Below are 17,461 nucleotides of genomic sequence, written 5' to 3'. Positions count from 1 at the left end.
CTGCAACCGAAGCTGCAGCGATCCCGGCAATGTGGGGTAGTTGGTGCATCAGGGCGCGGAGGCCTCAATGTAGGACTGCAGCCGAAGCTGCAGCGATTCAGCCATGTCATGCCAGCTCTTCATCCTTGAATGCAGGCCTCAATGTAGGACTGCAGCCGAAGCTGCAGCGATATCACCCTGCGAAAACTGCGTGTGCTCGCAGACGGCGCCTCAATGTAGGACTGCAGCCGAAGCTGCAGCGATTACGTCGTGATGAACGGGCAACCAGTGATGATGAGCCTCAATGTAGGACTGCAGCCGAAGCTGCAGCGATGTTCTTATACCCGAGGGCGACGGCCACATCCTTGGGCCTCAATGTAGGACTGCAGCCGAAGCTGCAGTGATTCAATGGATAGGCCACGGCCTGTTTTATCGGTGCGTGCCTCAATGTAGGACTGCAGCCGAAGCTGCAGCGATGTCTTGCTGATGCTGCACAGGTGTCACGCAATCACGTGCCTCAATGTAGGACTGCAGCCGAAGCTGCAGCGATTCTGCCACGGCGAGCAACCCGCCCCACAACCACTGGCCTCAATGTAGGACTGCAGCCGAAGCTGCAGCGATATGTATGCCAATAATGCGGTGCCGGAGTCGCTGAAGCCTCAATGTAGGACTGCAGCCGAAGCTGCAGCGATATCTGGGGCGTGTTGCTTGACGCGCCATTTTTGCGGATGCCTCAATGTAGGACTGCAGCCGAAGCTGCAGCGATGCGCGTAAAAATCCGGCTCCACATTTTGGTAATCCGCCTCAATGTAGGACTGCAGCCGAAGCTGCAGCGATTCGACGCGAAGAAATTCAAGGCCAAGCACCCCGACCTGCCTCAATGTAGGACTGCAGCCGAAGCTGCAGCGATCTGCGGCGCGTGAATAACATTACCATTACCGATATAGGCCTCAATGTAGGACTGCAGCCGAAGCTGCAGCGATTCAGGAGGGGGCAGCAGCAGCGCACGGTTCTGGGGCCTCAATGTAGGACTGCAGCCGAAGCTGCAGCGATGGCTACCATCATAACAGCTGGTTGAATGGCCTATTTCAATGCAATTGCGAGCGAGAACGCAAAAGGCAACCATCCCCTGTCCCGATCTCCGATTAGTGCACGAGATACTATACTCACCAGGCATTTTCACCGCGAGCGACATTCGGAGATACCGAAGATCTGGGTGCCTCGCGGGTGGGCATTAGAAGACAAACACCTCGTCGGATGTAACCTCCCGCCCCTGACCTAAAAAGCTAAAACGAGCTTCGCTCAGTTCGGCAAGACGCCCCAAGTCACAGAACAACACCGAGTCTTTCTGAAGATCCAGGACTTCTTCGATCTCCGACTTCATCCGGAGCAACTTAGCGGGCGACGCATCAACCACAAATACCGAGTACTGCAACCGATCTCCGTATTTTGCCAGCTTGGTGGATAGTCGGGTGCGCCTGCGATCATCCGGGATGTCGTAGGCGACGAGCGTTCTCCGGGCATCATCACGGCTCATCGCGTTCTCACCGCTCGGTAGTTGCGCTGCGTACCGTCAATACATCCCAACACCAGGCGGGCTTGAATTTCGAGAACTCGTCTCCATGTGGCTATATAACCAAAGGTCGGGTGCGTGATTTGCGTACTCATTCGCCGTTCAAATGCCGTAACCAGCACTTTACGCCCTTCCGGTTTCAAGCGTGGAGTGCCGCTGACCGTCGAGAAGTGTTTCTCCGTGAGCATCCCTCGGTTGACGCACGAAACAACAACCGAGTCACTGATCGAAGCCCGAAATTCTTCCATAAGGTCAAGCGCCAGAGCCGGTTTGTTCCGGCCACTACTGTGAAGGAAACCCGCATGCGGATCCAGACCACAGCTCACCAATGCTTTGATCGCCTCAGCAGTCAAGAGCGCATACGCAAAGTTAAGTGCGGAGTTCAAAGGATCCAGAGCTCCGCGACCATGCCTTCCTTGCCACTTTGCCAAAAAGTATTCGGCTCCGTTTCCGCGGAGCATAAGAGGAAATCCTTGGAAGTAGAGTGCTGCGGCTTCTCCCTCCACCCCAAAGAGCGCTCCTGTTGAGGTGCAGCGTTCAGCTTCTCTTTGTAGCGACCGAAGTCGGCTACTCAAATCGGACGCAGCTTCGCCTCCATTACGCCGAAGAAAAGTGGCTTGCCCGGCAATTTTGCCGGCAATGAACTCGCGCGCGATATCGATTCGACCGTCGGCGGAAGCCACATGTTGTTGCACACGAGCTGCCCCGTTTGGACCATCGGCGGGGCGCGACCAGCCATAAACCCTCCCCGCGCCGGAACACCACACGACCGTAATGTCGCGCCAGAACAACTCGCGCAACAGTGCACTCGAAATATCCACATTCCCGTGAACAGTCACGCCTTGCACCCGTTCGATCGGGACATTACCGAGTTCCTCGTCAGCAGCTTTCACCACGACTCGGCCACGGCGAATGCTCGCGCGTGAGCCGGGAGTGGTCAGGTGTAAAACTTGCCCATCAGGATTGGCCACCACGACGCGACGATGGATCGTCGATAAGCTCCGCTCATCGGGGAGACAAACTCCAATGTGGGAGCAACGACGACACCGCGCATCGTCTTCCAGCGGTGGAGGAGCTTGCGCATCCGAGCAAATCTTGCGTGTTCGTTCCAAGAACTTAAGTGCCCGTGTCCGTTCCTCTTCTCCGATCTCGACATCGACGCAGCGATGTTGGTCGGTGAAGTACACACTATATCCAACAACTTCTTTACCGGCTTCCTCAAGGCAGATGCCCTGCAACGCCAACTGCACAATGGTCGCCTCAGACACCTCAGCGCGGTTGCGAACCGGAGTGGCCTTGTACTCAACCACATGTGTGCCATCAACGTCACCCTCAACCAGGTCTGCACGCCCTAGAAGGCCGTAGCGCTCGGAAGAAAGTGTCATCGAGCGGTGAGCTTCTGGGCGCGAAGCTCTGGGGTCGTCTACCCTACGGTGCGCTCGAGAACCTGCCTGCATTTGCGCACTATGACTGCGCTCACCTACTGCCTCTAACCAAGCCCGGCGCTCACAAAACACTGTGTGCGAGACCAGGCTAATGGGGATCGAATCCCGAACCTCCCCTCCTTTAACGGACATTGAGATGCACTTCGCCTTCGAGGACCTGACGCTCCGGAGCCGAATCACTTCCAGCCTTCAAGATGGGGAAGCGGACCACCGCACGACACATTCGAGCAGCAAGCCAGGCTCGAGCCGCGTCTGCTTCGAGAGCTAATGGCTCTCCATTCTTCTGGTTAGAGTCTGCTGCCATCATCGCCGTGTGTAGATCTGCGAGCTGCGAAGAAACGAGCACGCTGCGCAGACGCGCAGGCGTAACTGGTGCGGTAAGCACCGGGAGTAACATGCTCTTCGGATGCAGTACTGTCGCTGGCCAGGCTCCCGGGGTCGCATTAATTTCCTCAACTCGGTTCGCAAGCGGAAATGCCGCAATGCCACGAAGAGCACAGAACACCAAGGCGTTGTCGGCTGGACCTGGTCGGGTCAGCCCTGTGGAGGAACGCGAATCGGCCTTCTGCTTGCCAATCACGTCCTGCACCTGCATTCCCATTAAGCCATTCAGTACTTGCTTTATCGACCACTGCTGAACTTCTTGACACAGCGGACGGTAGCGTTCACTAATGAATTCTTCGCCCCGGTTACGGGTTTTCATCTCCCACCGGGAAGCCCCTCGGTCGGGCTGACGTGCATTGTTCGCAACGTGCCAATACGAAGCCTCGCCGAGCGCATTGAGCCATCGGAGCTCGGTCCAGTCTCCTGCTTCAAGCAGTGCATCAAACGCAATGTGCCGTGCGGCCTGGTGCTTTTCCCAGTCGCCAGGATGCTTGTCCGTGTCGATGGCTTTAATACGCGGAGAGAATGGTGAGACGGTCGCCCCACTGGCATATGTCAGCCGCACTGACGGCCAATCCCGCGGTGGCTCAGTCCGTGCAGCATCCAGCACTGCCTGAGCAACCTCATCCTCAGAAGCTCCGGGCACATCAACCCAAGCGCGCGGCACGGCGGCGTCAGTCCAACCGAGCGTCACACCAGCGCCGAAGGTGCTTTCAGCGATTTCGGCAAGACCGACAAGTGCGAAGTGTGTCAGAGCGGAGTGAATTGAACCCCCCAACATCACAGTGGTCATCAGTGTCCTTCTTTCGAAACTTGGTTGTCAGCAGCCCGAACGAGCGCTTCCAGGAATGCCACCGCGTAGTGGCCGTACTCGGTCTCGGTGCGTTCGACCAACTCATCCCAAGCCCCAACGGTGAAGAGGTCTTCCGCTAGTCGAGCTTCAATTTCAGGAGTACCGGGGGGTAGGAGTTCTGCACCAACGTGGGGGAATCCTCGTCGACCGTGTCCGTGGCTGGTGCCGATGAGACGGAGCACCAACTCGTCCTCGATCTGTTGCGCCGCGCGGATCACTGAATACTGCTCATGCCTCCACCCCACGGGAAGGCCACCGCGTGGTGATGTGCTGGTGGCAACCTTCAGACGCATTCCCGTGCTCTTCGCCAGAGGTTTCTCCAACGCCTCTCCATTGTTGAGCATGCGCTGGAAGCGCAAATCAGCCTTGCCATCATCATGGTGAAGGGCGGCACTGACCACAGCGGCCTCGAACTCAGCGCCTAGTCCGACCGCTGCGGAGAGTCGCTGCGCACGTTCAGCAACATCATGGCTATGGTTTGTCAGCGTTACCGGTTTGGCCGAGGGAGTCCATTGCTGGCGGATGGGCGCGTCGTCCGGAAGATGATCTTCGCGCAGTACGAGAAACCATGGCACTGCCTGTACATCATCCGAACTAGCTGCAGGCAGCACTACTGTGTCGGTTGCACGATCTGGCGCGCTGGCGCGCCACGACTCCGTCGCAGCTTCGGCGTCGAGCCCGAGGAAGTCTCGGCGTAAGCGCGGGGCATCCGGCAGGCTTGAACGGCTAGCTGCGTTATGCCGATGATCAGCGTTGGCGTAGAGGACCGGCATGCCTTCGGTGACGGCTCGAGGCGCCGAGTCGGCATCCACAGGATCGACGGCCACCTGAGCCTTGGTGAATTCCGCTCCGTAGTCCACGATGAGTACATCTCCCGGGCGGATTCGGGAAGTGGCATGGCCTGGGCGGACCAGCAAGTAGGTGCCGTCGCGGAAGATGAAGGCTCGTGCAACAGCGTTGTCGCCAGCTTTTCCTTGCATCAATGCTTCAAGTAACAAACGAACCGTTTGTACCTTCGCAGGAAATTCCTCTATGGCTCGTGGCGGAACTGCCTGCAACACTGACTGTGCTTCAAGATCGTCAACAGGTAACCCCTCGCGCACAACGATGCCTGCATGAGCCTGCTCCGGTGCGAGGTCATCGCGAAGCCATAGGGAAAGGTCATCATCCGCAAAGAGCGCATCGCCAGTTCGCGACCACTGGTGGACGTTGGCCCACTCGGGTCGTTGATAGAGCGCCCTGCGCCGGGATGCTATCGGGGCCGGATGAGCCATCAGTGCGGACGGACTCAGCGCCCCTCCGGCAGCTTCGAGCGACTCAAGCCAGCCCAATCCGTTGACAACGTCGGTCAGAGTGTATGGCAATGCATCCTTGCTGGGATTTTCTTCGGGTACCATCACGGTGATTGGAGCCGAAGTGCGCTGACCGAGGCGGTTGACCCTGCCAAAGCGCTGAGCCAGAGCACTAGCAGAGGCAAGTTCCGTGGCCATCGCGGCAAAGTCGACATCTATTCCGACTTCCAGCGTCTGAGTGGCAATCAGCAGATCGATGCGCTCATCGCCCTCAACCGTAAATAGCGCTGGGTACTCCCTACGCAACTGAACAAGATCTGCTGGACGCATTCGCCCCACCAGCACTTTGATGCTGAGTTCCGCGTTGGCCTTTTGGAGCGTAGATGCAAGATCCACCGCTGTATTGACTCGATTCACGATACAGCCGACCGTCCGAGGTTTAGCTGATTCGAGCGTTTTCGTCTGCTCCAGCAGACCCAACACTGTGTCGCAGAGTTCCTCAATGTACTGCTTCTTTGATCGCTTTCCTGTTGCCTGTGCCTGCCAATGGGCTGAAGGCTTGAGTGTCAAGGGCTTGGAAGCATTGAGTCGGGCTGCCAGAACTTGGTCATCTGCAACGTCCTCTTCTTCGATCGACACCTGGTACTCACTGGTGGTGCTCGGTGTTGCTGTGGTTTCCACAACCTGAAGCTTGGGCACCCCGAGATCGGCCTCGCGCTTTGCAAGCTCAGCGATTCGGCGAGCGGTGACGAGCAATTGAGTATTGAGATGCGATTCATCAAGAACCATGACCGAGTCATAGGCGGCCATCGCCGCCTCGCGGGGGCGAGCACGCCAGGAAGCGCCGTAGCCACGGAACAGGAGGCGCGAGCCCCACATGTCCGGCGTGGCACTCACCACCGCACATGCAGCGGGATCCAGCAGCGTGGGGTTATCCCGGAGCGCACCACCGCGAAGCAGCCCGACATCAATCGGCACCGGCGCTTCGTCGTTCGCTTGTGCCGTACGAAATGAAGCCAAAGCACCGGCTACTTTTACGAGAATGTCTGGGCCTTGTCCGCTAATGGCAGCTCGGAGCAGCTCGGCGATCTTGAGCGCACGGTCATGTTGGTTGTCTACGAGCGCTCGGCGATTAACCACCGTGAACAGACGACGTGGCACGCGGGGCGCAGCTCCGATCGCCGCCAGCGCGTTGACGAAAACGTGGACATCGACCACTGCAGACTTGCCGGTGCCGGTAGGAGCGATGACCTGTTCGGGCCAGTGCCCGTGGGCAACGATAAAGTCAACGAGTCTCTGCTGCCAAGCAAAAGGCACATATCCTGGGTTTACCGCCTCAAAAAACTTGTGGAAGTCATCTGGTGAAAGTACCGGTGCAGAAACGCTAGTCATTAGTTGCCTCCCATCAGCGTTGTCACAAGGGCTTCGGGGACGTCTACAGGCACCAGCAGCCCCCCGCCGAGGTGTCGGCTCTGTCCGATGGCGGCCATGACAGTCGTCGGTGCCAGTTCGCCCAAATCGATAAGGCCTGTCCACATCTGGGGCACACTGCCTTTACGGGTCTTGTAAATGAAATGCTGTGTGTTCGCTGCGCGAAGCGTAGTTCGAGCCACGCGCACCCCATAGTTACGAGCTTTCTCGTGGCGGGCGATATGCCGTTCATCCGAGTTGCCTTTCACCTTCGGCAGAAATGCGCTCCACGCCAAGGCGATCGAAACCAGGCCCGCATCCGCCAAACCCCACGGTCGCCCACCAGTCCTTGATCGCTTGGGGCTTCGGACTTCGGTCACTGCAAGCGGGGTTGGCAACCATAGCCGGTATGATCCCGGCTTCGGCGCTTCCCAAAACTCTTCTGCCCTGACCGCGACGCCGTTGAATTCGAGACGTCGCCTGCCGTATTTGCAGCGTAGGGTTCGAATACTTTCAAGGCCTTGAGCGAGCCGTATCAAATCCTCTGCTGTGGCGTCATTTGGAAGCAACAAAGCAATGGCATGATTCTGCAGCCCATGACGTTCCACCTGTTCCTTGGTTAAATACTGAATGCTGAGGTGATTCGAGGGACGATCAGGCATGGTCTTCGGATATTGCCCCGTCACCATCGGCGGTACACCGGATTGGATGGCAGCAATGATGGCTCGGTGCATCGCAACACACCACGCCTGACGATGCTGTTCGGGGATTACATCACCATCGAGCTCGAGCAGGAGCACTTGATCCCACGGGGTACTAGACGCTGGCGCATCCGGTCGGCGATATCGCAGATCACGCAAACCAGTGGTTGTCGCCTCGGCTGTACGTGAATCTTCTTTTTTCGCGGTCTTTTGCGCCTTCCCCTTCCCCGGGTTTGCTGCTTCGAAAGCCTGGATGAGCGCGTCGGTACGTCCAGGTGCCACACCGCGAATATACTCGCCACCTGGGGTAAACATGGAGGCCTCAGTATCTAGCACCAGCGTTGGTGGTAGCGAGCGGTGCTCGAGCTTGACTAGGCTGCCACCTTCACCAAGCACCGCAACGTCACTACACAACTCAAACACGGTTTCAACGACCGCCTCGGGCACATCGTCCCAGCTGTAAGCTATTGGACCATCAAAGGTTGTTCCTTCGGACATCCTGCGGGCGGACACTTTGAACTTAGATTTCTCAAACCAACCTTCATTGCGATAGGTAATTCGGTTTTCATCATTTGATTGTCTCCGGTGCGTTGGAACATGCAGCCTGCTGGGAGGATGTTCCTCCAGCCAACGCAACGCAGCCAGGCCGTCTTCGCTCGGCTGCACTCGTCCATCTTGTTCCTTTGCTGTGGTACCCGTGGCCGCAGCATGCAGCAACGCCGAGTGCAGTCGTGCAATATCGGGGAAAGGATCGGGTGAACCATCGGCCCGATGCCCCAAGTACACCCCCAACGGGAAGGTCGCGGAGATATCGAGCGTCGGCATCCTATGACTCCGCTTCCTCTGCATCGACGGCACCGTGGATGATGGCGGGATTGCCCACAAAACGGAGCTCCTGGCCATTCCATTCCACTCCCGCCTTTTCGCGCGCATTCAGAATCGCTTGCTCCAACAATTCATCTGCGGCTTCGACGCTGAACGGATTCAAAGTGCGTTCCTTGCCGAATCGTTCATCCAGGGTAACCACCGGTTCGCCCGATTCTCGAAGATCACAATTGGCGCGGAGGTTGAGTTCCTCTTCCGAACGGGCAATTGCCGCAATCGCGAGCGCGGCAAGCAAGGCGCGGCAGGCGGCATCACCTTCGGTACCGGCACCAAATCGGATCTGGCGCAGAGCAGCAAAGCTCAGGACCCAGGATCGAAGAATCCTGGAGCAGGACACCCCACCGAGTGCATCCAACTGTGGCGGAATGGCACCGAGGCCTAGGTTAGAAGCTGAAGCCCTTTCCCCCTTCTTAAGCTTCTTGATCTTCTTTTCAACCGTTTCAATGCTTCCAGGGCTGAGCTCGTCGCGTTGCGCATCGAGGATTTCCTGCAACTCGGGGCCCGTCAGCTGCACACTGAGCGCCACCGGATCAACTCGGGCACCTCCGCGCCGCGAAGCGAGATCTCTGGCCGGAGTTTCTTGGTTACCGAGTACACCAATGATCTCACCGACCATCACGCTGCGGAAACGAACCTGATCCTCTCTGCGGGTGGAGTCCCACACACCGCCGACGAGACTGAAAGGCGAAGCCTCCAGGAGTGGCCGCGCATTGCCGGGAGTGGAATTGCGCAACGCTTTAAATTCCTCAGTCTGTGTGACCGGCGTGCCATCGAGGTTGGCAGCCCGGATATGGCCATCGAATGCACGGTGTGGCAGTTCAAGATCCATCAGCTCTTTCTTCGCCTCGTAGCTAACGACCAATCGTGGCACACGACTCACTACCGCTTCACCATCCCTGATCGACTGGGCGAGGGCGGACTCCGCGCGGTTGATCTGGCTTTGTTTGCTGTCAATGACAACTACCCCGACAGCTTTGCCATCAACGAAGCGTTCTTCGAAAGCAAAGGTGGAAGTGTTGCCGCTCACAAACTTGGCTGGCGCCACCGAAGCGTGGGGTCCAGCCGCAGGCTGGAGCTCGGTGACCGAGGTGAGGGTGCTTGCACCGCCGCGCCGACAGGCTTTCAACAAATCGTCGTAGGAGATCATGGCGATCCTTTCTAAAGGAGTAATGCGAACAAATGTTTAGCAACAGAACGGGGGTGATCTGCCCCCTGATGCTGAAATGAAGGGCGATAACGGGCGATAGACCGAACAGGAAGGCTGTTAACACCGACCCTACACCTAACCTCAAACACTCGCAATCTCTCTCAAACTCACACAACCACTCAGTATCATTAATTTTGCGTCAATGTCGCTTCCCCTACCCCATTCGGAAAGGGCGCAGCCCTCCGCTACGCTGGTGCAGCAGTGCAGCGCGGACCTTCATTCAGGCTGAGTCGTCGTGTGAGTAACCACTCCGCCATCACCATCTCCGCGCTGCACCCTCTTACTTAATGATTGCGTGTTTTTATCCTCAGAGTTGCGCTCTACTCCACGCCGCACGCCACTCCCGTTGAGTGATGCGGGCAGTAGCCACCCGGATTCTTGTGCAGATACTGCTGGTGCTCGTCTTCGGCGAGGAAGTACCTGCCAGCCGGGGTGTCGGCGAGGGGTTTGACCTCGGTGGTGATCGTCGAAAAGCCGTGAACCGCAAGCTTTGCACCATAGGCGTCCACCATCCGCTGCGCTACTTCAGCTTCCTCTGAGGTTTGGGTATAGATCGCCGATCGGTACTGTGTCCCCACATCATTGCCCTGGCGATAGCCCTGCGTCGGGTCGTGCGCTTCAAGGGCGACGGCCACGAGCTGTTCAAAGCTCACCTGCTTTGGGTCATAGACGATATGCACGATTTCCGTGTGATTCGTGCGCCCCGAACACACCTCCCGGTAGGTGGGGTTTTCCGTGATACCTCCGGCATAGCCAACCGAGGTCACTTTCACGCCCTCTGTCTGCCAAAACAGCTTCTCAGCGCCCCAAAAACACCCAAGGCCCACGTAGAGTTCGCGAAGTTCGTCATCCCAAGGTCCGGTGAGCGAAGTCCCCAGTACCGCGTGCGGGCGTGGATGCTCCAACACGGGGTGCCGTCCACCTTTTAGCGCGCGATCAGCGTCTACCAATTCGGGTTCCCTTGCAAACAGCCATCCCATGATTGAGCCTCCTAAAGATTCATAGAGTCGATAACAATAACGGATTATCGCCTTGAATATTCCCAGCAATCTCCTATGGTGGAGGACACGCCGTTTTGGTACGGTGGCTAAAGAATCCAACGAAAGGACTTTTGAACATGGCTAAGTACGAACTTCCTGAGCTCGACTACGCATACGACGCTCTTGAGCCCCACATCTCCGCAGAGATCATGGAGCTCCACCACTCCAAGCACCACCAGAATTACGTCAATGGTGCAAACAAGGCTCTCGAGCGCCTCGCAGACGCGCGCGAGCAGGGCTACATCGGCGACGCCGTCACCGCCCTGACCAAGGACCTCGCCTTCAACCTCGGCGGCCACACCAACCACTCCATCTTCTGGAAGAACCTCTCCCCCAACGGTGGCGGCGAGCCTACCGGCGCGCTGGCAGATGCCATTAAGGAAGAGTTCGGCTCCTTCGAGGCCTTCAAGAAGCACTTCTCCGCTGCAGCTCTGGGCCTGCAGGGCTCCGGCTGGGCAGTCCTCGGTTATGATCACATCGGCGGCCGTCTCGTCATCGAGCAGCTCACCGACCAGCAGGGCAACATCTCCGCCAACCTCACCCCACTGCTCATGCTCGACATGTGGGAGCACGCCTTCTACCTGCAGTACAAGAACGTGAAGGCTGATTACGTTGAGGCCGTGTGGAACGTCTTCAACTGGGATGACGTTCAGGCTCGTTTCGAGGCCGCTTCCAAGTAAGCCTCTCCCCCTTCTAGATATATTTCTAGAAGGGGATTTTTTATGTCTACATCCGAAGGCCTCCGCAGAGGCACCCCAACATACCGCCGCGCCGTCCTTGCGCTGCTTGCGGCTGGGTTGGCTACGTTCGGGGCGTTGTACTGCACGCAGGCAATGTTGCCGGTGCTGGCTCAGGAATTGGCCGTGAGCCCAACCACGGCGGCGTTGACGATCTCGGCGCCCACGGGCGCGTTGGCGCTGTGCATTGTTCCGGCGTCGATTCTTTCGGAGCGTTTTGGTCGCGGCAGGGTGTTGGTGGTGGCGGCATTGGCGGCAACTACGGTGGGTTTGTTGCTGCCGCTGGCGCAAAGTAGTACTACTTTGATCATTTTGCGCGCGTTGCAGGGCGCCTGCATTGCTGGTGTTCCTGCGGTGGCGATGACGTGGCTGAGTGAAGAGATTTCGGGCCGCGATCAACCTCATGCGATGGGGATCTATATTGCTGGCAATGCGTTTGGGGGTCTGCTTGGCCGCATGATTCCTGCGTTGCTGCTGGAGGTCACGTCCTGGCGTTGGGCGCTGTTTGGCGCTTCAATCACGGCTTTTCTGATGGCGGTGATCATGGTGTGGTTGTTGCCAAAGCAGCGTCGTTTCCAGTCGCGCGCTCTGCACTTGGGGGATGAGCTTCGTGCGATGGCGGATCATTGGCGCACGCCTGAGCTTGCGGTGTTGTTCTTCTTTGGTTTCGTCAGCTTGGGTGTGTTCGTCTCCTTGTACAACTACGTGGGCTTTCGAATGATGCACACGTTCGGGCTTTCCGAAGCCCTCGCCGGCTCGGTGTTTTTGCTGTACTTGGCGGGTTCGTGGAGTTCGGCGCGTGCGGGCAAGTGGGCTGGGCGCCTCGGTCGGGGACGGGCGCTCACGCTGGGGGCGTCGGCGATGGTCGCGGGCCTGATCTTTACGGTGCCGACCAATCTGCCGTTGACGTTGCTGGGCATGCTGCTGTTTACCGCAGCGTTCTTCTTTGTGCATTCAACGGCTTCAAGCTGGGTTGGGCGATTGGCCACCCATCACCGAGCGGAGGGCGCGAGCATGTACCTGCTCAGTTATTATGTGGGCTCTTCGGTACTGGGGTGGCTTTCGGGCTATAGCTTTTCGACGCTCCCGTGGCTAGGTTTCGCGTTCACGCTCGCGCTTTGGCCATTGGCTTTGGTGGGGGCGTCGTGGGTGCTGCGTCGAAAAGCTAGTTGATCCGGAAAAATCCGGGGTTTAATCTTAAACCTTATGAGCGATCAACCTTTTGGACGATTTTCCCGCGCAGCTTGGCACCGCAAGGCGTCCAAACCGGTCTCCCTATGGTTGATCGCATTGGTGCTGGTCAGCCTCGTGCACTGGGCGATCCCCAACTATCGCTGGTTACTCATTCACATGTTCACCCTGGGCGCCCTGTCCAATTCGATCATGTTGTGGTCGCAGCACTTCACCGAGAAGTTCTTGCACCAACAGCTTGAAGACGACACCCGCCCCCGCCAGCTCCTTCGCTTTAGGATCTTGAACGCGGGCATCGTGGTGACGCTGATTGGGCAAGTGGCAAAAGACGTGCCCTGGCACTGGGTGCTCACGGCCATCGGCGCCACCGTGGTTGGCCTATCCCTGGCGTATCACGCCTGGTTCTTGGGCAAACAATATCTACGGGCGGACAAGACCCAACGCTTCGCTCCCTGCGTGTTAGCCTATATCGCTTCCGCCTCCTGCCTGCCCTTCGGCGCCCTCTTTGGTGCGCTCATGGCCGCAGACATCGGGTGGAAAGATGAGCTGAAGTTCGCACACCTCATGGTGAACATGTTGGGCTTCGTCGGTTTCGCGGCGATCGGTACCCTCATGCTCCTCTTCCCCACCATCTGGCGCACCAAATCCTCCGGGGAGCGCCCCAAGATCGTGCTGGCGCTCATGGTTGTGGGCGTGGCCGATGCGGTTATTGGTGGGTTGCTCGGGGCCGGGCCTTTCGCCGGCATCGGCGTCATGGTCTTCCTCTGCGGTGTGCTCATCGCCGCCTTCGATTGGGCGAAGATGATCCGCGAGGTTGCCAAAGCCCCACGCGATCGCGTGATCTTCGCAAGCCTCTCAGTAGCTATCGCTCCGCTGTGGCTGCTCGGCGCGCTCATCGTGCTCGCCGTGCGCTGCGTGACCGCCTCTAATATCAATGAGGTCACCCTCCCCACCATGGCGCTGCTCATCGGCTTTGCCGCCCAATTGCTCATCGGCGTCATGAGCTACTTACTGCCCTCCAATATCGGTGGAGGCCCAGCAGCCACGCGCACTGGCTTGGCCATGTATGACACAGCGGGCATCTTCCGCTCCACCTTGCTCAACGTTGGCCTCGGCATTTGGCTCTACACCGATAACTCCTGGCTGCGCGTGGTCACGTCCATTCTGGCGCTCGGTTCCCTGGCAATTTTCGCCGTGCTCACCCCACTGGCGGTGAAAGCGCAGCTCGGTGTTATCCGCAAGCAACGCGAGCCCGTAGAGGCGAAGGCTCGCCCCGCCTGGGGTCAGGCCACCGCCGCCCTCGCCGTCTTGGCGCTCGTGCTCGCGAGCTTCGGAGGTCTGGGCAGCGGTGGACAAACCAGCACCGTCGCAGCGCCCGCCGCCGTGGACGCCACCGGCGAGGTCACCGAGATCAACGTCGAGGTCGAAGGCATGAGCTTCGTTCCAAAGGTGCTGGAGGTGCCCAAGGGCAACAACCTGCGGGTGAATTTCACCAATACCGGCGATCAAGCGCATGATCTCAAATTCGCCAACGGCGTGGAATCCGGGCGTCTCCAACCGGGCGAATCCAAAACGCTAGAAGTAGGCACCATCAGCGAGCCCATGCTGGGCTGGTGCACCGTGGCGGGGCATCGCCAGATGGGCATGGAGCTCGAAGTGCGGCCCTCGGGAGAAGCAGTGGCGGCGAAGCAGACGGGCGGAATGCAACACGAGGGGACGTCGACAAGCAAAGTGACAGACCCCAAGGATCTGAACAAAGACCTCATCGTGAACCCCGAACTCAAGCCCGCCGACGGCCAGAAGGTGCACAAGGTCACCCTGGACGTTTCGGAAATCGCCATGCCCGTATCCGAGGGGCACAATCGTGGGCGCTGGACCTTCAATGGACAGGTGATGGGTCCAACGCTGCGCGGAAAAGTGGGCGACCGCTTTGAAATCACGCTGGTGAATAACGGCACGATGAGCCACTCCGTGGACTTCCATGCAGGCATGGTGTCCCCCGACGAGGTAATGCGCTCCATAGAACCTGGCGAATCCCTGCAATACAACTTCACCGCCGAACACGCCGGTGCCTGGCTCTACCACTGCGGCACCATGCCCATGAGTCTGCACCTTTCCGCAGGCATGTACGGCGCGCTCATCGTGGATCCGCCGGACCTGGCACCCGTAGATCACGAATACTTCCTGGTGCAATCCGAGGTTTACGGTCTGGACACCAGCGCCGAGGACCCCGTCGACACCGACAAACTCGCCGCCAACACCCCCGACGCCGTAGTGTTCAACGGCCTGGAAAACCAGTATCTAGCTGAGCCGTGGAAGATCAAGAAGGGCGAAACGGTGCGCATCTGGCTCGTCAACGCGGGTCCAAATGACTCGCTGAGCTTCCACATCGTGGGCTCGCAATTCCACACCACGTATAAGGAAGGCGCCTACTTGCTTCGCGACGCAGAAGGCGGCGGAGCCTCACAAGCCCTCGACCTGCTCGCGGCCCAAGGCGGCTTTGTAGAAGCGACATTCCCAGAAGCGGGAACCTACACCATGGTCAATCACCAATTCATCGACGCCGAACGCGGCGCCAAAGGCCAGATCATCGTGGAATAGCGCTACATCCGGGGCACACCCGGCGCGCCAGCATCAAGCCATCGCCGCACTGCGGCGGTGGCTTTGCAATCGTCGGCGTTGTAATCCAAAAGCACCTCGCGCGCCCCGGCGCGGTAAAGATTCACGCTCTCCTCGCCATCGATATCGTCTTTCCAGTGATAGCCCGCCACCGGCGCCACCACCTTCAACCCCAAACCGAACGGCCCCTCAAGCTGGGCACTGACCTGCTGAAACACATCGATCCACTCATCCGAGGCGATGAACGCCGCCACTTCCTCGGGGCTTGGCACGCCCGGATACTTGCCGTGGAAACGCCGCGCCGAGAACTGCAGCCAGTGATTCTCCCCGTGCGCCGAATAGCAAAACACCCCGAAGGAGCCTTCGGCAGCTTCTCGACGCCCCATGAGCCACGTCCAAAACTGCGCAAAATTGGCGGCCTCCGCTTCATCATCAAGACCCTCCCACGTAACGAAGGGCCGATACTGCTCGCCGTCGAACGTGCCCCACAGGTACGCGCCCTGATCCAGGTACGCCTCCACATCCACATCGATTTCAACGTCGCGGCGCGGATGGTGAGTACGCTCCACCTTCGACAGCACCGGCACACCCTCGCGCCATGCCTGAGCCAGGCGGCTGGGGCGGCCGAGGTTGGCGTCGATAAGCTGCTGGACGCTGCTAATCCCCTCTTCTAGATATATTTGGCTGCGGCCACCCGGGAGCATGAGTGAAATATCGTCTCTGGTCTGCAGTTCTTCCTCACAAAAAGGCCAGAAACGGCAGCTTGCGCACTCCTTAACGCGATGCGCTTTGGTGGGGGTGGGGGCGTTGAGGGCGCTGTCCAGGCTGTGCTGAATCGCGGTGGCGTCCACGAGGTAAGCGAGTTCCCTATTCTGGCCGATGAGCGCTGCTTGGGGGCAAGAAAAACCGAGGCGCTCCAGGGCTCGGGAGGCCATGGCGGCGGCGTAGGTGTCGGCGGCGTGTCGGCGCAGCTTCGCGCCCACTTGCAGGGGCACTCCAAGGCCCAGACGCTGCGTGTGCAGGACCTGCGCCTTCTTGCGCGCATCGGGACGAGCCACGCGGTGATTATTCACAATCACCGGCAGATAGGTGCCGTCATCCCGGCGCACCAGCACATCCACGTGCACTTCCCAGTACTTGCCGGAGTCATGGCCATCCAGTACCGCGTCGGTGATGAGGTTGGCGCCGCTGGCGAGCGCCTCCACGGTGGCGAACCAGTCGCCCCGTGCGTCCACGCGCACCAGACGGCGGCGATCCCCCTTTGCAGGAGCCGTTGGCAGCAGGGCGAAGACTTCCGCGCGGGCGTCGACAAGCCTCTGGGCACGCGCCTGCGAAGCTTCTGAAGGAGGGGTCAGTGGATGACGCGCCTGCTGCACTCGGCGGTAGCGGCAACCCACAAGATCGTGCGGCGCCCATGGCTTTTCCTCTTGATACACAATGAGTCCAGACTATTGCACCAAAACAGGTAGTGTTGAATTGATTCGACGGAAAGGGTTGTGACACCACACATGGGACTTTTGAAAAAAATCCGCAAGGCCCGCCGCAAGGCCAAGGTTGAGGCGAAGGCAGCAAAGACGCGCGCCAAGCATGAAGTAAAGCAAGCTTCCAAGCTCAAGCACCACCAAAACAAGCTGTTGGCTAAGCACGAGCAGAAGCTGGTCAAGGCAGAACAAAAGGGTCTCAAGGCCAAGCGTAAGCATGAACGCGAGCTGGCAAAAACCAAGCTTGAACAGATGAAGGCCGGCAAGTTTAACAAGGACAACGTGATCCGCTACACCGGTGCCGCCCGAACCCTAGCCCCCTTCGCACTGCCCCTGGTGTACAAGGGCGTGGTGTGGCTGCGTGAACAGCTTGATAAGCAGCGCGCACAACAGCTCGGGGTGAAAGTTGAGCACCTGGACCACTACACCGGCCACGGCGCACCGCTACGCGCCCGCATCGCCGGGATGCGCGAAACCCTCGACGAAGCCGATCTACCGCGTGGATTCGAGCAAGACGCAGAGGAACGCCTCGACGACCTCGAAGCTGCCGTCAACAATGCAGAGAACATGACCACCGAGATGCGGACCCGTTCTCACCGCAGCATCGCCCAAGACCTCGACGAGCTTGCCCGCAACATCGAGTTGAAGCTGCGCGGCTGAGCAA

The 17,461-nt window shown here is 58.9% G+C and carries 12 protein-coding genes and 1 CRISPR repeat array (1 of these 13 running past the window's edge); of the genes, 4 read left to right on the top strand and 8 right to left on the bottom strand.

Annotated elements, in window-relative coordinates:
• Positions 1–1,032: a CRISPR direct-repeat array (repeat unit 36 nt; unit sequence GCCTCAATGTAGGACTGCAGCCGAAGCTGCAGCGAT) (it extends 161 nt beyond the left edge of the window).
• A gap of 181 nt (positions 1,033–1,213) precedes the next feature.
• The 7 genes from cas2 to msrA all read right to left on the bottom strand — a co-directional run bounded on the left by cas2 (position 1,214) and on the right by msrA (position 10,709).
• Positions 1,214–1,516, bottom strand: a complete 303-nt coding sequence (gene cas2, locus CGERO_RS00750) for a CRISPR-associated endonuclease Cas2 (RefSeq protein ID WP_123932855.1) — start codon at positions 1,514–1,516, stop codon at positions 1,214–1,216.
• Positions 1,513–3,129 carry a CRISPR-associated endonuclease Cas1 gene (gene cas1 / locus CGERO_RS00745; RefSeq protein ID WP_123932853.1) on the bottom strand — a complete coding sequence of 539 codons (1,617 nt, stop codon included), beginning with the start codon at positions 3,127–3,129 and terminating at the stop codon, positions 1,513–1,515. Before cas1 ends, cas2 begins: the two co-directional genes overlap by 4 nt.
• Positions 3,119–4,174 carry an aldehyde dehydrogenase gene (locus CGERO_RS00740; protein ID WP_123932851.1) on the bottom strand — a complete coding sequence of 352 codons (1,056 nt, stop codon included), beginning with the start codon at positions 4,172–4,174 and terminating at the stop codon, positions 3,119–3,121. Before CGERO_RS00740 ends, cas1 begins: the two co-directional genes overlap by 11 nt.
• Entirely contained in the window at positions 4,174–6,918 is a 2,745-nt protein-coding gene (gene cas3g, locus CGERO_RS00735) for a type I-G CRISPR-associated helicase/endonuclease Cas3g (protein ID WP_123932849.1), read from the bottom strand. Before cas3g ends, CGERO_RS00740 begins: the two co-directional genes overlap by 1 nt.
• Entirely contained in the window at positions 6,918–8,462 is a 1,545-nt protein-coding gene (csb2, locus tag CGERO_RS00730) for a type I-G CRISPR-associated protein Csb2 (protein ID WP_164470203.1), read from the bottom strand. Before csb2 ends, cas3g begins: the two co-directional genes overlap by 1 nt.
• Before the next feature lies 1 nt (position 8,463).
• Positions 8,464–9,669, bottom strand: coding sequence for a type I-G CRISPR-associated RAMP protein Csb1/Cas7g (gene cas7g / locus CGERO_RS00725; RefSeq protein WP_123932845.1), 1,206 nt, complete (start codon positions 9,667–9,669; stop codon positions 8,464–8,466).
• Positions 9,670–10,049: 380 nt separating this feature from the next.
• Positions 10,050–10,709: a peptide-methionine (S)-S-oxide reductase MsrA gene (gene msrA / locus CGERO_RS00720; protein ID WP_123932843.1), complete on the bottom strand. Its 660-nt coding sequence runs from the start codon at positions 10,707–10,709 to the stop codon at positions 10,050–10,052.
• Positions 10,710–10,846: 137 nt separating this feature from the next.
• On the opposite strand from msrA, the gene CGERO_RS00715 reads away from it, so the two are divergent.
• Genes CGERO_RS00715 through CGERO_RS00705 form a run of 3 tightly spaced genes read left to right on the top strand, consistent with a single transcriptional unit; the run spans position 10,847 to position 15,298 of the window.
• Entirely contained in the window at positions 10,847–11,449 is a 603-nt protein-coding gene (locus CGERO_RS00715; RefSeq protein ID WP_123932841.1) for a superoxide dismutase, read from the top strand.
• Positions 11,450–11,491: 42 nt separating this feature from the next.
• Entirely contained in the window at positions 11,492–12,679 is a 1,188-nt protein-coding gene (locus CGERO_RS00710; protein ID WP_123932839.1) for an MFS transporter, read from the top strand.
• A 33-nt stretch (positions 12,680–12,712) separates the two neighbouring features.
• On the top strand, positions 12,713–15,298 hold the full coding sequence (locus CGERO_RS00705; protein ID WP_123932837.1) for a multicopper oxidase domain-containing protein: 2,586 nt from the start codon (positions 12,713–12,715) through the stop codon (positions 15,296–15,298).
• A gap of 2 nt (positions 15,299–15,300) precedes the next feature.
• On the opposite strand, the gene CGERO_RS00700 is transcribed toward CGERO_RS00705, so the two are convergent.
• On the bottom strand, positions 15,301–16,752 hold the full coding sequence (locus tag CGERO_RS00700; protein ID WP_123932835.1) for a TM0106 family RecB-like putative nuclease: 1,452 nt from the start codon (positions 16,750–16,752) through the stop codon (positions 15,301–15,303).
• Positions 16,753–16,824: 72 nt separating this feature from the next.
• Here CGERO_RS00700 and CGERO_RS00695 point away from each other — a divergent pair, with 72 nt between their 5' ends.
• Positions 16,825–17,457 (top strand): DUF6474 family protein, encoded by a 633-nt coding sequence (locus tag CGERO_RS00695; protein WP_123932833.1) that lies wholly within the window; start codon positions 16,825–16,827, stop codon positions 17,455–17,457.
• Positions 17,458–17,461 lie beyond the last annotated feature (4 nt).

It is taken from the genome of Corynebacterium gerontici (genome assembly GCF_003813985.1).
GTDB classification, from domain to species: Bacteria; Actinomycetota; Actinomycetes; order Mycobacteriales; family Mycobacteriaceae; genus Corynebacterium; species Corynebacterium gerontici.
This window is presented reverse-complemented; position numbering and strand designations above follow the sequence as displayed.

Bases quoted from the DNA above. Each gene is read 5' to 3' on its own strand.
- cas2 (WP_123932855.1), bottom strand. From the start codon at position 1,516: ATGAGCCGTGATGATGCCCGGAGAACGCTCGTCGCCTACGACATCCCG.
- cas1 (WP_123932853.1), bottom strand. From the start codon at position 3,129: ATGTCCGTTAAAGGAGGGGAGGTTCGGGATTCGATCCCCATTAGCCTG.
- CGERO_RS00740 (WP_123932851.1), bottom strand. From the start codon at position 4,174: ATGACCACTGTGATGTTGGGGGGTTCAATTCACTCCGCTCTGACACAC.
- cas3g (WP_123932849.1), bottom strand. From the start codon at position 6,918: ATGACTAGCGTTTCTGCACCGGTACTTTCACCAGATGACTTCCACAAG.
- csb2 (WP_164470203.1), bottom strand. From the start codon at position 8,462: ATGCCGACGCTCGATATCTCCGCGACCTTCCCGTTGGGGGTGTACTTG.
- cas7g (WP_123932845.1), bottom strand. From the start codon at position 9,669: ATGATCTCCTACGACGATTTGTTGAAAGCCTGTCGGCGCGGCGGTGCA.
- msrA (WP_123932843.1), bottom strand. From the start codon at position 10,709: ATGGGATGGCTGTTTGCAAGGGAACCCGAATTGGTAGACGCTGATCGC.
- CGERO_RS00715 (WP_123932841.1), top strand. From the start codon at position 10,847: ATGGCTAAGTACGAACTTCCTGAGCTCGACTACGCATACGACGCTCTT.
- CGERO_RS00710 (WP_123932839.1), top strand. From the start codon at position 11,492: ATGTCTACATCCGAAGGCCTCCGCAGAGGCACCCCAACATACCGCCGC.
- CGERO_RS00705 (WP_123932837.1), top strand. From the start codon at position 12,713: ATGAGCGATCAACCTTTTGGACGATTTTCCCGCGCAGCTTGGCACCGC.
- CGERO_RS00695 (WP_123932833.1), top strand. From the start codon at position 16,825: ATGGGACTTTTGAAAAAAATCCGCAAGGCCCGCCGCAAGGCCAAGGTT.